This window comes from Nocardioides sp. (assembly GCF_004803405.1).
In the GTDB taxonomy this organism is placed as follows: Bacteria; Actinomycetota; Actinomycetes; order Propionibacteriales; family Nocardioidaceae; genus Nocardioides; species Nocardioides vastitatis.
This window is the reverse complement of sequence record NZ_SSXI01000226.1, coordinates 63837-78599: the sequence shown is the minus strand read 5'-3', so window position 1 is coordinate 78599 and position 14763 is coordinate 63837. Positions and strand designations below refer to the sequence as shown.

Sequence of the window (14763 nt, the reverse complement as noted above, 5' to 3'; positions counted from 1 at the left end):
CGACCGCCCTTCGGGCCCCCCGTCCGTCAGCAAGTCCTACGTCGCACCGTGAGCAAGCGCGCCGAAGCTTGTCGCGCGTTTCGCGTGCCGCAGCCTTGCGCGCGGGATGTGACGATCGTCGGGCGCGACTTCGAGGCGTCTGGCCACGCCGATGCTGTCCGCGCTCGGCGGCACCCCGATGAGCACGGCCGCGGCCCCGATCAGCAGCAGCGTGCTGAACGGCGAGCCGGGCTGCCGGGAGACGATGCTGTGCTCCGGGGAGTGACGGACCTGTCAGCGAATGCCTGCGAGCTTGTCGGAGCCGGTCACATCACACGTCGTCGACTGCCAAGTGGTGCGACGGAGCCTCGTACGCGCGCGCGACGCCTGTCCGCGCGCCGGGTCCTTCGACGCGCCTTGCGTGCTGCCGAGCGTGCCATGTCCGCCGCGCCGATGAAGCCGGCCTCCGGCCCCAATGCCGCAGCTAGGATCTCCGGCTCACTCCGGTAGCCGCGACCCGTGAGCGCCTTTGAGAAGGCGGAGCGCGTCGGACTCAGGAGCAGGTCGCCGGCATCGGACAGCCCACCCCCGATGACGATGCATGACGGGTCGAATGCCGCCGCGAGACCCGCCAGTCCGACACCGAGCCACTCCCCGATGTCGCTCAAGAGCTCGAGCGACATCGGGTCCCCGTTGCGCGCCTCCTGGGTGACCTGCGGACCGGTGAGTCTGGCGGGGTCGCCGTCGACAAGTTCGCGAAGCCGGTGGGCAAGCGGCGAGCCGTTCGCGATCAGCTCTCGTGCGTCGCGCAACAAGGCCGTTCCGGAGGCGTACTGCTCCCAGCACCCACGGTTGCCACACTCGCAGCGGTGTCCCGTCGGCACCATCTGCATGTGGCCGAACTCTCCAGCCATCCCGTTGTTCCCCCGGAACACCTTGCGATCGATGATCAGTGCGCCCCCGATGCCCGTGCCGAGCGTGATGCACAGCACGAAGCGATGGCCCCTGGCCGCGCCGTAGAGACATTCGGCGAGGCCCGCCACATTGGCGTCATTGTCGACGACGACGGGAAGGCGGACTCGCTTCGCGATGGCCGATTGAAGGGGTTCGCGGCGCCAGTTCAGATGGGGGGAGAACATGACGACCCGGCGAGCCGCGTCGACGAATCCAGCGGCGCCGATGCCTACCGCAGCAATCTCGTGCGACTGCCGAAGGTCCTGGACGATGGACACGACCGAGTCCTCAACCAGCTGGACGTCGTGACCCGGCGTCGGGACCTGGCGTCTCGCCAGCACCTTCCCGTAAGGGTCGACGACGCCCGCGAGGATCTTCGTCCCTCCGATGTCCACTCCGATCGTCGACGCCTCCGCACGGAACAAAATCGATCGGCGAGGAGAGGTCTCGGGCACGTCTTCAGCCTAGCCTGCAGGGGTCGGCACGCCGTCAACTCGTGCCACCTGGAGTGAGCTCCCTGCGCTCTCACATCGGATCGTGCTCAGCGCTCGACCAGCGTCACCTCGAACGAGTACGCCTCCGGTCGATAGCAGTGGTCGCCGTACTCGATGGCACGACCGGAGTCCGCGTATGCCGTCCGCTGCATTGTCAGCACCGCATCGTTCTTGCGCCGGCCGAGCAGTCGGGCCTCCTGTGTCGTCGCGCCGCGAGCTCCGATCCGCTGCCGCGCGATCTGGACGTGCGTCCCGGCGGAGCGGACGAGCTGGTAGAGCCCGCCGCCCTCGAGCTCCTGGTCGGTGGGCGAGATCACGTTCGCGGGGAGCCAGTTGCGTAGGACCGCCAAGGGCTCGCCGTCGGCGAGACGGAGCCGCTCCAGGTGGAGCACCTCCTCGCCCTCGGCAATCCCGAGCTCGTCGGCGATCGCGGCCGTGGCCGGTTCCAGCACGTTGAGCAGCACTTGGGTGGAGGGCTGCTGGCCGCTGCCACGCAGGTCGTCGTAGAGGCTGGTCAGCTCCAGCTCGCGGTGCACCCGGCCGTGGACGACCTGCGTCCCCACCCCGCGCTTGCGCACGAGCAGGCCCTTGTCGACGAGCTCCTGGATCGCGCGCCGCATCGTGGGTCGGCTGAGCCCGAGCTGGTCGGCCAGTGAGATCTCGTTGTCGAGCTTGAAACCGGGCGAGACCTCTCCGCTGGCGATCGCCTGCTCGAGCTGCTTGGCGACCTGGTAGTAGAGCGGTACGGGGCTGCGTCGGTCCACCGTGAGTCGCAACTGTTCACCCATGGCCCTGATACTACTGAGCAATCGTCAGAATGACTGAAAGACAGAATGTCAGGACAAACCGTTGACACGCTCGCCGTCTGAGGACTAGAAAGTTCTTGTAACCCTCATCACATGCATCTGGAAAGGGCCATCCATGCGGATCGGATTCCTGGGCGTGGGACGGATCGGCGCCAGTCACGCCGCCGTCGTCGCCCGACACGAGGGGGTGACCTCTCTGGTCGTCGCCGACGCCGACCCGGCGCGGGCGCGCGCTGTCGCCGACGAGCTGGGAGCGGAGAGCGCGACCGATGTGGCGGCGGTCCTCGCCGCTGACGTCGACGCCATCGTCGTCGCGACCGCCACCGACAGTCACGCCGAGTTGATCGCCGCCGGCGCCCGTGCCGGCGTTCCCGTGTTCTGTGAGAAGCCGGTTGCACTCGACGTGTCCGGCACCCTCCGTGTGCTGGAGGAGGTGCGTGCGGCCGGCACGCCGGTGCAGATCGGCTTCCAGCGTCGGTTCGACGCCGGGTACGTCGCCGCCCGCGAGGCGCTGCGCACTGGCCGCTTGGGCGAGCTGCGCCGGGTGCACGCCGTCACGGCCGACCCGGCACCGCCGCATGCGTCGTACATCCCGACCAGCGGCGGGATCTACCGCGACTGCCTGATCCACGACTTCGACATCGTCCGGTGGGTCACCGGCCGGGAGGTGGTCGACGTCATCGCTCTTGGCGCCAACCGGGGTGCGACGTTCTTCGTCGAGGCCGGTGACGTCGACGAGACGGTTGCGATCCTGACCCTCGACGACGGCACTCTCGTGAGCGTGCACGGTTCCCGCTACAACGGCGCGGGCTACGACGTGCGGATGGAGGTCGCCGGCACCGAGGGGACGATTGCGGTCGGGTTGGACGAGCGCGCAGCGCTCCGTTCGGCCGAGCCGGACGTGGGCTTCCCTTCGGGCACACCCAACCCCACGTTCTGGGAGCGGTTCGCGGACGCCTACGTGGCGGAGATCAACGCCTTCGTCGAGGTGGTCCGGGGTGAGCGGCCGAGTCCGTGCTCGGTCGAGGAGGCGCTGGAGGCGTTGTACGTCGCCGAAGCCGCGACCCGGTCGCGCCTGGAGGGCCGACGGGTCGAGATCGCGGAGGTGCGCAAGTGACCACAGAAGTGCAGTCACGGATCGCCGGCGCCCCGATCTCCTGGGGTGTGTGCGAGGTGCCGGGGTGGGGACACCAGATGGCACCGGAGCGGGTGCTGCGCGAGATGGCCGACCTCGGCCTGGCGGCCACCGAGTTCGGACCCGAGGGCTTCCTCCCGGGCGACCCGCACCAGGCGGCCGACCTGCTCGCCGCCCACGGGATGAGTGCGGTCGGTGGGTTCGTCCCGGTCGTGCTGTTCGACGAGCTCCACGATCCCCTTCCCGAGGTCGAGCGGGCGCTGGCCCATTTCAGGGCCGCGAGCGCGACCAGCCTGGTGCTGGCCGCCGCCTCCGGCGTTGACGGCTACGACGCCCGGCCGGTGCTTGACGAGACGCAGTGGGAGGTACTCCTCGCCAATCTCGACCGGATCCGCGATGTAGCCGGCGAGCAGGGGATCGAGGCCACTCTCCACCCGCACGTAGGGACGATGGTCGAGAACGCCGAGGAGGTCGACCGCGTGCTCACCGGTTGCAGGATCGGGCTCACCCTCGACACCGGGCACCTGCTGGTCGGCGGCGCCGATCCGGTTGCGCTTGCCCGGACGGCCACCGACCGGATCCGCCACACGCACCTCAAGGACGTCCGCGCCGACGTGGCTGAGCGGGTCCGCGCCGGCGAGCTGACCTACACCCGCGGAGTGCAGGAGGGCCTGTACGTGCCGTTGGGACAGGGCGATGTCGATGTGGCCGCGATCGTGCAGACACTCGAGGGTGCCGGCTACCGCGGTTGGTACGTCATGGAGCAGGACACCATCCTCGACGGTGAGCCGCGGCCGGGTGCCGGTCCGGTCGCCGACGTCCGAGCGGGGCTGGAGTTCCTCACCGAGGTGGCCTCGTGAACCACGAGGTGATCACCATGGGCCGGGTCGGGGTGGACATCTATCCCGAGCAGGTCGGCGTGCCCCTCGAGGATGTCGCCTCGTTCGCCAAATACCTCGGTGGCAGCGCAACCAACGTAGCGGTGGCCGCGGCGCGGCACGGCCGGCGCGCGGCCGTCATCACCCGCACCGGCGAAGACGCGTTCGGCCGGTTCGTGCACAAGGCTCTCGCTGGCTACGGCGTGAGCGACGAGTTCGTCACTGCGGTGCCGACCTGGCCGACCCCGGTCACGTTCTGCGAGATCTTCCCGCCCGACGACTTCCCGCTGTACTTCTACCGGACCCCCACCGCGCCCGACCTCCAGATCCGGGCCGACGAGCTCGACCTCGACGCGATCCGGGATGCCGACCTGTTCTGGGTGACCGTGACCGGCCTGTGCCAGGAGCCGAGCAGGGAGGCGACGCTGGCCGCCCTCGAGGCGCGGGGCCGCCGCGGCATCACGGTGCTCGACCTCGACTACCGGCCGATGTTCTGGGCCCGGCCCGAGGAGGCCACCGAGCAGGTCACCCGCGCACTCGAGCATGTCACCGTCGCCGTCGGCAACCGCGAGGAGTGTGAGGTCGCGGTCGGCGAGACGGAGCCGACGGCCGCGGCCGCGGCGCTGAGGGACCGCGGCGTCCAGGTGGCGATCGTGAAGCAGGGGCCCAAGGGCGTCCTCGCCGTGGACGAGCACGGAGTCGTCGACGTACCGCCGGTCCCGGTCGAGGTGGTCAACGGCCTCGGGGCCGGAGACGCCTTCGGTGGCGCGCTCTGCCACGGCCTGCTCTCCGGGTGGGAGCTGGGCCGGACCGTCCGGTTCGCCAACGCGGCCGGGGCGATCGTCGCCGGCCAGCTGGCGTGTTCAGACGCCATGCCGTCGACCAGTGAGGTCGACGCCGTTCTTGGGGAGGTTCTCGATGCCTGACTACTCGACCGCTACTGGTGAGGAGCTGGCGCGGGCGATGACGTCCATCCGGCTCCAGGACCCCGGCGCGATTGCGGCCGCAGCCGCCGGGCGCAAGCGCCGCGCTTCGCTGGTCGGCGAGAGCGGTCGGCTGATGATCATCGCGGCCGACCATCCCGCCCGAGGTGCGCTGCGGGTCGGTGAGGACCCGCTCGCGATGGCCGACCGCGGCGACCTGCTGCGTCGGCTCGCGGTCGCCCTCGACCGCCCCGGCGTCGATGGTTTCCTCGGCACGGCCGACATGGTCGAAGACCTGTTGCTGATGGGGGCGCTCGATGACAAGGTCGTCCTCGGCTCGATGAACCGCGGCGGCCTCGCCGGGACGGCGTTCGAGATCGACGACCGGATGACGGCGTACGACGCGGCAACCATCGCCGCGATGGGGTACGACGGGGGCAAGATGCTCACCCGCATCGACCCGGACGACCCCGCGACCGTCGCAACCCTCGAGGCATGCGCTCGCGCCGTCACCGAGCTGGCGTCGCACCACCTGATGGCCATGGTGGAGCCGTTCATCTCGCACCGCGTCAGCGGCCGCGTGCGCAACGACCTGAGCCCCGAGGCCGTGATCCGGTCGGCCACCGTGGCGGCCGGGCTCGGCGCGACGTCGGCGCACACCTGGCTCAAGCTGCCGGTGGTGGACGACATGGAACGGGTCGCCGCGGCGACCACGCTGCCGGTGCTGCTGCTCGGCGGTGAAGCGAGCGTCGACCAGCCGGAGACCTTCGAGCGCTGGCAGCGCGCACTCAAGCAGCCCACGGTCGTGGGCATGATCGTCGGCCGGGCCCTGCTCTACCCGCCGGACGGCGACGTGGCCGCAGCTGTCGATCGGACGGTGGGCCTGCTGTGAACGCGCGCCACCTCCCCGCTGCCACGGCCGTGAGCCCTGCCGATGCCGGGTGGACCTACAGCGGTCTCCGCGTGGTCACGCTGGCGCCGGCCGAGCGGCACACGCTCGCCTCGGGCGAGGAGGAGATGCTGGTGCTGCCCCTCGCAGGCGACTGCGTGGTGGAGTGCGACGGCGAGGTCGTCGAGCTCGGAGGGCGCGCGAGCGTGTTCAGCCGGGTCAGCGACTTCGCCTATGTTCCTCGCGACTCGGACGTGACGATCAGCTCCGCCGACGGCGGCCGGTTCGCGCTCCCGTCCGCACGGTGCGAGCGCCGGCTTCCGTTCCGGTACGCGAAGGCGGAGGACGTCCCCGTCGAGCTCCGCGGCGCCGGCAGCTGCAGCCGCCAGGTCAACAACCTCGCTGCGGCCGACACGTTCGAGTGCGACCGCCTAATAGTGGTCGAGGTGCTCACGCCGGGCGGCAACTGGTCGTCGTACCCGCCCCACAAGCACGACGAGGACCGGCCCGGCGCCGAGAGCGTGCTGGAGGAGATCTACTACTTCGAGGTCGCCGACGGGCCCGACGGACCGGGGGTGGCCTACCAGCGGGTGTACGGAACCGACGACCGTCCGGCGGACCTGCTCGCCGAGGTACGGACCGGCGACGTGGTCACCATCCCGCACGGCTGGCACGGGCCGTCGATGGCGGCGCCCGGCTACGACCTGTACTACCTGAACGTGATGGCGGGTCCGGGCGCCGAGCGCGCCTGGCTGATCTGTGACGACCCGGCCCATGCCTGGGTGCGGAGCACCTGGGACGACGCGGCAGTCGATCCGCGGCTGCCCCTGACCACCACCGACGAGAGGAGCACCCGATGAGCGGTACGGTCCGGTTGACCGTCGCACAAGCGCTGGTGCGGTTCCTCGGCGTCCAGTACTCGGAGCGGGACGGCGTCGAGCACCGCCTGGTCGAGGGCTGCTTCGGGATCTTCGGCCACGGCAACCTCGCAGGCGTCGGCGAGGCGCTGCTCGAGGAGGAGCTGCGCGAGCCCGGCCGGCTGCCGTACTGGACGGGTCGCAACGAGCAGGGCATGGTGCACGCCGCCGTCGGCTACGCCCGGATGCGCAACCGGCTGTCGACGCTCGCCTGTACGGCGTCCGTCGGCCCGGGCGCGACCAACATGGTCACCGGCGCCGCGCTCGCCACCATCAACCGGATCCCCGTGCTGCTCCTGCCCGGAGACGTGTTCGCGACCCGAGTGGCGTCCCCTGTGCTGCAGGAGCTCGAGCTCCCGTCCAGCGGCGACGTGTCGGTCAACGACGCGTTCCGACCGGTGTCGAAGTACTTCGACCGGGTGTGGCGCCCCGAGCAGCTGCCCTCGGCCCTGCTGGGCGCGATGCGGGTGCTGTCCGACCCGGTCGAGACCGGCGCGGTCACACTCGCCCTGCCGCAGGACGTGCAGGCGGAGGCGTACGACTGGCCATTGGAGCTGTTCGAGAAGCGGGTGTGGCGCGTGGCTCGACCGCAGCCCGAGGACGCGCTGGTGGCTCGCGCCGCCGAGCTGCTGCGCGGCGCCCGTCGGCCGCTGATCGTCTCCGGCGGTGGCACCATCTACGCCGAGGCGACCGAGGAGCTGCGTGCCTTCGTCGAGGCGACCGGCATCCCGGTCGCCGAGACCCAGGCCGGCAAGGGATCCCTGCCCTACGACCATCCGCTGGCCCTCGGCGCGGTCGGCGCGACCGGCACCACCGCAGCCAACGCGATCGCCCGTGACGCGGACGTCGTCCTCGGGATCGGTACCCGCTACAGCGACTTCACCACCGCCTCGCGCAGCATCTTCGCCGACCCCGACGTCCGGTTCGTCAACCTCAACGTCGCGAGCCTGGACGGGCACAAGCAGGCCGGCCTGCCGCTGGTCGGAGACGCCCGCGAGGGCCTGAGGGCGCTCGCCCAGGCCCTCGCGGGTCGCCAGACCGACGGCGACTACCGCGACCGGGTGCGCTCGCTGGCGGCGGACTGGGACGCCACGGTCGAGCGTGCCTACCACCTGGGCCACGGACCGCTGCCTGGGCAGTCGGAGGTCATCGGTGCCGTGAACGACGTCGCCGACGCCCGCGACGTCGTCGTGTGCGCGGCCGGCTCGATGCCCGGTGACCTGCACAAGCTGTGGCGCACCCGGGACCCGAAGGGCTACCACGTCGAGTACGGCTTCTCGTGCATGGGCTATGAGATCGCCGGCGGACTCGGAGTCCGAATGGCCGCGCCCGACCGGGACGTGTTCGTCATGGTCGGCGACGGCTCCTACTTGATGATGGCCTCGGAGCTGGTCACGGCGGTCCAGGAGAACGTCAAGATCATCGTGATCCTCGTGCAGAACCACGGGTTCGCCTCCATCGGCGCGCTCTCGGAGTCGCTCGGCTCCCAGCGCTACGGGACGGCGTACCGCCGCCGCAACCCGGCGACCGGGCGACTCGACGGAGACAAGCTGCCGATCGACCTCGCCGCCAACGCCGAGAGCCTCGGCGCCCAGGTGCTCCACGCCAGCAGCATCGACGAGCTGCACCAAGCACTGCGCAAGGCGAAGTCGGACGCGACCGGACCCGTCGTGATCCACATCGAGACCGACCCGCTGGTGCCCGCACCGAGCAGCGGAGCCTGGTGGGACGTCCCCGTCGCGGAGGTCTCCGAGCTTGAGTCCACGACCGAGGCCCGGGCCCGGTACGACGCCGCGAAGCGTGATCAGCGGCTTCACCTCTGACCCATCCACTGCACCCAGTAGGAAGAGAAACCTGTGAGGACGATCGAACACTGGATCGGCGGCACTCGGAGCGCGGCTGGTTCGACCCGCACCAGTCCGGTCTGGAATCCCGCGACTGGAGAGGAGCAGGCCGAGGTACTGCTCGCCTCAGCGACCGACGTGGACCACGCGATCGCGGTGGCACGTGACGCCTTCGACACCTGGTCGCAGAGCTCGCTGAGCGCCCGCACGAAGATCCTGTTCCGCTTCCAGCACCTGGTCGAGGCCAACCTGGACCGGCTGGCCGAGGCGATCACCGACGAGCACGGCAAGGTACTGTCCGACGCTCGTGGCGAGGTGCAGCGCGGCCTGGAGGTCGTCGAGTTCGCGTGCGGCATCCCGCAGTTGCTCAAGGGCGACTACTCCGACCAGGTGTCGACCGGTGTGGACGTGTTCTCCTTCCGCGAGCCGCTCGGCGTGGTCGCCGGGATCACGCCGTTCAACTTCCCGGCGATGGTGCCGATGTGGATGTTCCCGGTGGCGATCGCGTGCGGCAACACGTTCGTGCTCAAGCCCAGCGAGCGCGATCCTTCAGCGTCCGTCCTGCTCGCGGAGCTGTGGGCCGAAGCGGGATTGCCGGAGGGCGTGTTCAACGTCGTCCACGGTGACAAGGAGGCGGTCGACGCGATCCTGGACCACCCCGACGTCGCCGCGGTGTCGTTCGTGGGCTCCACGCCGATCGCCCGCTACATCCACCAACGCGCCAGTGAGAACGGCAAGCGGGTTCAGGCCCTCGGCGGCGCCAAGAACCACGCGATCGTGCTTCCGGACGCCGACCTCGACTTCGCCTCCGACCACCTGGTGGCTGCGGCGTTCGGGTCGGCGGGCGAGCGGTGCATGGCGATCTCGGCCGCGGTGGCGGTGGGCCGCACCGGCGACGCGTTGGTCGAGGCCGTGAACGCCAAGGCGCGTGCCGTGGTCGTCGGCTCGGGCCGTGACGCAGCGAGTGAGATGGGCCCGGTGGTCACCCCGGCGGCCCGCGACCGGATCGTCGGCCTGATCGACGCCGGCGAACGGCAGGGCGGGCGGGTCACCGTCGACGGGCGTCGTCTCGTCGTACCCGGACACGAGGACGGGTTCTTCGTCGGGCCGACCGTGATCGACGGCGTGACGCCGCAGATGGACTGCTACACCCAGGAGATCTTCGGCCCGGTGCTGTCCGTGCTGCGCAGCGACGACGTCGACGAGGCGATCGCCCTGGTCAACGCCAACCCCTACGGCAACGGCACCGCGATCTTCACCTCCAGCGGCGAGGCCGCGCGGCGGTTCCAGCGCGGCGTCAAGGTCGGAATGATCGGCGTGAACGTCCCGGTACCAGTACCGATGGCGTACTACTCCTTCGGCGGGTGGAAGGACTCCCTCTTCGGCGACAAGCACGTGCACGGCCCTGAGGGCGTGTCGTTCTACACCCGCGCCAAGGTGGTCACCTCACGCTGGCCCCACGTCGAGAACCCGATCGGCGCAAGCTTCCACTTCCCCACGAACGCCTGACCGGGCACGCTGTCCGACCGGGTCCCGCAGAGAAAGGCACCACACATGAGGAACAGAAGGATCACCATCGCCGGGCTGGCCGCATCAGCCCTGTTGCTCGCTGCGTGCAGCGGGACCGGCAAGGAGGAGAGCGGGGCCCCGACGGAGACGTCGGACCTCACCTACGCGGTCATCACCCACAGCGGTCCTGGCGACGCGTTCTGGGACCGGGTGAAGTCCGGCGCCGAGCGCGCGGGTGACGACTACGGTGTCTCGGTTGAGTACTCAGCCGATCCCGATCCCTCCAAGCAGTCCGAGCTCATCGACGCCGCCGTCGCCGACGACGTCGACGGCATCGTCGTCTCGATGGCCAACCCGGACGGCCTCCAGGACAGCATCGAGACGGCCGTGGAGGCGGGTGTCCCGGTCGTGACGATCAACTCCGGCTACGACCAGTGGGCGGACTTCGGGGCCATCACGCACATCGGTCAGAGCGAGACGATCGCCGGGCGCGCGGTCGGCGAGCGGCTCAAGGAGGAGGGCTTCAGCAACATCCTCTGCGTCATCCAGGAGGCCGGAAACATCGGTCTGGAGGAGCGATGTGCCGCAGTTGCCGAGACCGCCGGCGGGAACGTTGAGAACCTGCAGGTCGATGGCACCGACGAGAACGCCGTGACCTCGACGATCACGTCCAAGCTGCAGTCCGACGACTCGATCGACGCCGTGCTCACCCTCGGTGGCCAGTACGGCATCAACGCCGTGGCGGCCGTCGACCAGGCTGGCAGCGACGCTCAGGTCGCGACCTTCGACCTGAGCGAGGACGTCATCAACGAGATCAAGGACGGCACCATCCTGTTCGCCGTCGACCAGCAGCCCTACGTCCAGGGCTACCTCGGCGTCAGCACGCTCTACCTGAAGTCGATCAACGGCAACGACGTGGGCGGCGGCCAGGCCATCAACTCCGGCCCGGCGTTCATCACGAGCGACAACGCCGACGCGGTGCTCGAGTTCGCCAAGAACGGCACCCGCTGAGTGGGGCGTGGGGCCTGCCGGTGTCCGGCGGGCCCCACCCCGGCTTCTGGAAAGGAACCAGCACATGACCACCACTGCGGTCGCGGACGAACGCGTCGTCCGCACGTCTCCTGTCGCCAGGGTGATGAAGCGCCCCGAGATCGGCGCGCTCCTGGCAGCGGTCGCGATCTTCGTCTTCTTCGCCGTCACGACCGACACCTTCGCAACCGCTCGGGGAGCCAGCACCTGGCTGGACTCGGCGTCGACGATCGGAATCATGGCCGTTGCGGTCTCGCTCCTGATGATCGGCGGCGAGTTCGACCTCTCCGCCGGGGCGATCACGGGCTTCACCGGCCTCGTGGTCGGCGTCCTGACGACCGAGTACGGCCTGAACATCTGGGTCGCGATCCTCGTCTCGCTCGCCCTCGCCCTCGGAGTCGGCTTCCTCAACGGCCTGATGGTGATGAAGACGGGATTGCCCAGCTTCATCGTCACCCTCGGCACGTTCTTCGTGCTGCAGGGCATCGACCTCGCCGGGACGAAGGCGCTGATCGGCCAGGTCGCCATCCAGGGCATGCGCAACGTCCCCTTCTACGACCAGCCGCAGAAGATCTTCGGGTCGTCGTTCGACCTCGCCGGCGGCACGGTCGTCATCTCGATCGTGTGGTGGATCGCAGTGACCGCGCTGGCGACCTGGGTGCTACTCCGTACCCGTGTCGGCAACTGGATCTTCGCTGTCGGCGGCGCCAAGCAGTCCTCTCGGCAGGTCGGCGTGCCGGTCGTGAGCACCAAGATCGGCTTGTTCATGACGACAGCTGGCTGCGGCTGGCTGGTCGGGATGCTGCTGCTGTTCAGCAGCTCCACGGTGCAGAGCAACACCGGCGTCGGCCAGGAGTTCATCTACATCATCTGCGCCGTCGTCGGCGGCTGCCTGCTGACCGGCGGCTACGGCTCGGCGATCGGCGCCGCGTTCGGCGCGCTCATCTACGGCATGGCCAACCAGGGCATCGTCTACGCCGGCTGGGACAACAACTGGCTGAAGGCGTTCCTCGGCGCGATGTTGCTGGGTGCGGTCCTGCTCAACGAATGGGTGCGCAAGCGGGCGGAGGAGTCACGATGACCGATGACGAGAAGGTGAGCGCAACGGGCAAGCGGATCGGCAGGGTCGCCCGCGAGTACGCCACGCAACAGGCCAAGGAAGCTGCGCACCGCCAAAAGCAAGAGGTGCAGACCCCGACCGCCGCCGACGGTCTCGCGATTCCCCCGCGAGGGACGCCGATCATCGAGGTGACCGACATCGGCAAGTCCTACGGCCGGGTGATCGCGCTGCGGGAGGTGACGACGTCGGTCAAGGCCGGCGAGGTCACCTGCGTGCTGGGTGACAACGGTGCCGGGAAGTCGACGTTCATCAAGATCCTCGCCGGTGCGCACCAGCACACGGAGGGCACGTTCCTCGTCGACGGCGAGGAGCGCCACCTGTCCAGCCCGCGCGACGCGCTGGCGCTGGGCATCGCCACCGTCTACCAGGACCTTGCCGTGGTCCCCCTGATGCCGGTGTGGCGCAACTTCTTCCTCGGCTCGGAGCCGGTGAAGGGCATCTGGCCGGCACGACGGTTGGACGTCGAGTTCATGAAGAGGACGACCCGCAGCGAGCTGCTCGCGATGGGCATCGACCTGCGCGACGTGGACCAGCCGATCGGCACCCTCTCGGGTGGTGAGCGGCAATGCGTCGCCATCGCGCGGGCCGTCTACTTCGGGGCCCGGGTGCTGATCCTGGACGAGCCGACGGCTGCGCTCGGGGTCAAGCAGTCCGGTGTGGTGCTGAAGTACATCGCCAAGGCCCGCGACCGCGGTCTGGGCGTCGTGTTCATCACGCACAACCCGCACCACGCCTATCCCGTCGGAGACCGGTTCATGCTCTTGAGGCGCGGTCGCAGCATGGGCGACTTCCCGAAGTCGGAGCTGTCCGTGCAGGACCTGACATCGATGATGGCCGGCGGTGCGGAGCTGGAGTCCCTGGCGCACGAGCTCGAGCGCACCATGGGCTCATCGAACGACATCGTCGCGGAGCTCAAGGCCGAAGCGGAGGCCGAGGCTCAGTGACGGTTCGCATCGCCCTGGTGGGCGCCGGTCGCATCGGCGCCCACCATGCGGAGCTCATCGCCCGACACCTCCCGGGCGCGACCCTGACCGCAGTCGCGGATCCGCGCCCCGGAGTCGCGTCAGCCCTGGCGGAGACGCTCGGCGCTCGGGCCGAGACCGATCCCGGCTCGGTGTTCGCCGCGACCGACGTCGACGCGATCGTGATCGCCGCGTCGTCCGTCGCCCATGCCGGCCTGATCCGTGCGGCGGCCGAGGCCGGCAAGCACGTCTTCTGCGAGAAGCCGGCCGGGATGAACCTTGGCGAGATCGAGGAAGGACGACAGGCGACCACGGCTGCCGGCGTTGCGCTCCAGGTCGGGTTCAACCGCCGGTTCGCCGCCGACTTCGCCGCGGCCCACGCCGCGGTCGCGGCCGGTCGGGTCGGCGACGTACGGCTGATGCGCTCGCTCACCCGGGACCCGGGGGAGGGCCTGGCCGACCCCGGCGCGATCCCGCCGTGGACGATCTTCACCCAGACGCTGATCCACGACTTCGACACGCTCAACTGGCTCAACCCGGGAGCGCGAGCTGTCGACGTCTCCGCGACGGCCGACGCTCTCATCGCGCCGGACTTCAAGGAGGCCGGCCTGCTCGACACCGCCGTGGTCGTCATCCGCTACGACAACGGCGCGATCGCCACCGCCGAGGCGAACTTCGCGGCGACGTACGGCTACGACGTCCGGGGCGAGGTCTTCGGCTCACGCGGGATGGTGACCATCGGCGACGGGTCCCGCACCTCGATGCGCCTGCACGACGCCGAGGGCCGGCTCGCGTCGACCGCGCGGAGCGACACCGAGCTGCTCCGGGACGCCTACCTCGGCGAGTTCGCCGAGTTCGTGGGCGCGATCGTGGAGGGCCGCGCGCCGAGCGTCGGCGCCGACGAGGCGTGGGCCGCGTTCGCAATCGCCGAGGCCGCGATCGAGTCCTACCGCACGGGTGGGCGCGCCGAGGTCGCCGCACCCGTGGCGGCTGTTGGACGAGCAGCTTCTCGATGACATTCACGCTGGCGGTGTGCTCGGAGATGGTGTACCTCGACGAGTCGCACCTCGACCGCGTCAAGCGCATCCACGATGCCGGCTTCGCGGTCGAGATCTGGGACTGGACGGCCAAGGACGCCGCCGCACTGGCCGCTACCGGTGCGCGGTTCACGTCGATGACCGGGTACGTCGGCGGGGACCTGACCAGCCCCGACGGAGCTGCTGCGCTGCTCGCGTCGGCGGCGGAGTCGATCGACTTCGCCCGACGGATCGGTGCCCCCGCGCTGAACCTGCATGGGACGGGCCTGGGGGAGGGTGGACTCCCC

The 14763-nt window shown here is 69.9% G+C and carries 13 protein-coding genes and 1 pseudogene; 12 read left to right on the top strand and 2 right to left on the bottom strand.

What is annotated here, in order from left to right; genetic code table 11:
• Positions 1–305: 305 nt before the first annotated feature.
• Both E7Z54_RS15485 and E7Z54_RS15480 read right to left on the bottom strand, forming a co-directional pair.
• Positions 306–1328 carry an ROK family glucokinase gene (locus tag E7Z54_RS15485; protein WP_240769720.1) on the bottom strand — a complete coding sequence of 341 codons (1023 nt, stop codon included), beginning with the start codon at positions 1326–1328 and terminating at the stop codon, positions 306–308.
• A gap of 146 nt (positions 1329–1474) precedes the next feature.
• Entirely contained in the window at positions 1475–2215 is a 741-nt protein-coding gene (locus E7Z54_RS15480) for a GntR family transcriptional regulator (RefSeq protein WP_136435150.1), read from the bottom strand.
• Positions 2216–2348: 133 nt separating this feature from the next.
• Here E7Z54_RS15480 and E7Z54_RS15475 point away from each other — a divergent pair, with 133 nt between their 5' ends.
• From E7Z54_RS15475 to E7Z54_RS24070, 12 genes and pseudogenes are all read left to right on the top strand, one after another.
• Positions 2349–3350 (top strand): Gfo/Idh/MocA family protein, encoded by a 1002-nt coding sequence (locus E7Z54_RS15475; protein WP_136435148.1) that lies wholly within the window; start codon positions 2349–2351, stop codon positions 3348–3350.
• Positions 3347–4228 (top strand): sugar phosphate isomerase/epimerase family protein, encoded by an 882-nt coding sequence (locus tag E7Z54_RS15470; RefSeq protein WP_240769716.1) that lies wholly within the window; start codon positions 3347–3349, stop codon positions 4226–4228. Before E7Z54_RS15475 ends, E7Z54_RS15470 begins: the two co-directional genes overlap by 4 nt.
• Positions 4225–5172 (top strand): 5-dehydro-2-deoxygluconokinase, encoded by a 948-nt coding sequence (gene iolC / locus E7Z54_RS15465; RefSeq protein ID WP_276606232.1) that lies wholly within the window; start codon positions 4225–4227, stop codon positions 5170–5172. The genes E7Z54_RS15470 and iolC overlap by 4 nt, the downstream gene beginning before the upstream one ends.
• Positions 5165–6061, top strand: a complete 897-nt coding sequence (locus E7Z54_RS15460; RefSeq protein WP_136435146.1) for a Cgl0159 family (beta/alpha)8-fold protein — start codon at positions 5165–5167, stop codon at positions 6059–6061. The genes iolC and E7Z54_RS15460 overlap by 8 nt, the downstream gene beginning before the upstream one ends.
• Positions 6058–6918 (top strand): 5-deoxy-glucuronate isomerase, encoded by an 861-nt coding sequence (iolB, locus tag E7Z54_RS15455; RefSeq protein WP_136435145.1) that lies wholly within the window; start codon positions 6058–6060, stop codon positions 6916–6918. Before E7Z54_RS15460 ends, iolB begins: the two co-directional genes overlap by 4 nt.
• The gene (gene iolD / locus E7Z54_RS15450; RefSeq protein WP_136435143.1) at positions 6915–8798 is read left to right on the top strand and encodes a 3D-(3,5/4)-trihydroxycyclohexane-1,2-dione acylhydrolase (decyclizing); all 1884 of its coding nucleotides are present in this window, start codon (positions 6915–6917) and stop codon (positions 8796–8798) included. The genes iolB and iolD overlap by 4 nt, the downstream gene beginning before the upstream one ends.
• Before the next feature lie 33 nt (positions 8799–8831).
• Positions 8832–10328: a CoA-acylating methylmalonate-semialdehyde dehydrogenase gene (locus E7Z54_RS15445; protein WP_136435141.1), complete on the top strand. Its 1497-nt coding sequence runs from the start codon at positions 8832–8834 to the stop codon at positions 10326–10328.
• A 45-nt stretch (positions 10329–10373) separates the two neighbouring features.
• A complete protein-coding gene (locus E7Z54_RS15440; RefSeq protein ID WP_136435139.1) occupies positions 10374–11339 on the top strand; it encodes a sugar ABC transporter substrate-binding protein in 966 nt (321 codons plus the stop codon).
• Between the two features lie 64 nt (positions 11340–11403).
• A complete protein-coding gene (locus E7Z54_RS15435) occupies positions 11404–12438 on the top strand; it encodes an ABC transporter permease (RefSeq protein ID WP_136435137.1) in 1035 nt (344 codons plus the stop codon).
• A complete protein-coding gene (locus tag E7Z54_RS15430) occupies positions 12435–13421 on the top strand; it encodes an ATP-binding cassette domain-containing protein (protein ID WP_136435135.1) in 987 nt (328 codons plus the stop codon). The genes E7Z54_RS15435 and E7Z54_RS15430 overlap by 4 nt, the downstream gene beginning before the upstream one ends.
• Positions 13418–14455 (top strand): Gfo/Idh/MocA family oxidoreductase, encoded by a 1038-nt coding sequence (locus tag E7Z54_RS15425; RefSeq protein WP_136435133.1) that lies wholly within the window; start codon positions 13418–13420, stop codon positions 14453–14455. Before E7Z54_RS15430 ends, E7Z54_RS15425 begins: the two co-directional genes overlap by 4 nt.
• Positions 14452–14763, top strand: a pseudogene (locus tag E7Z54_RS24070) (hydroxypyruvate isomerase); the annotation flags it as partial. The gene E7Z54_RS15425 and the pseudogene E7Z54_RS24070, both read left to right, overlap by 4 nt.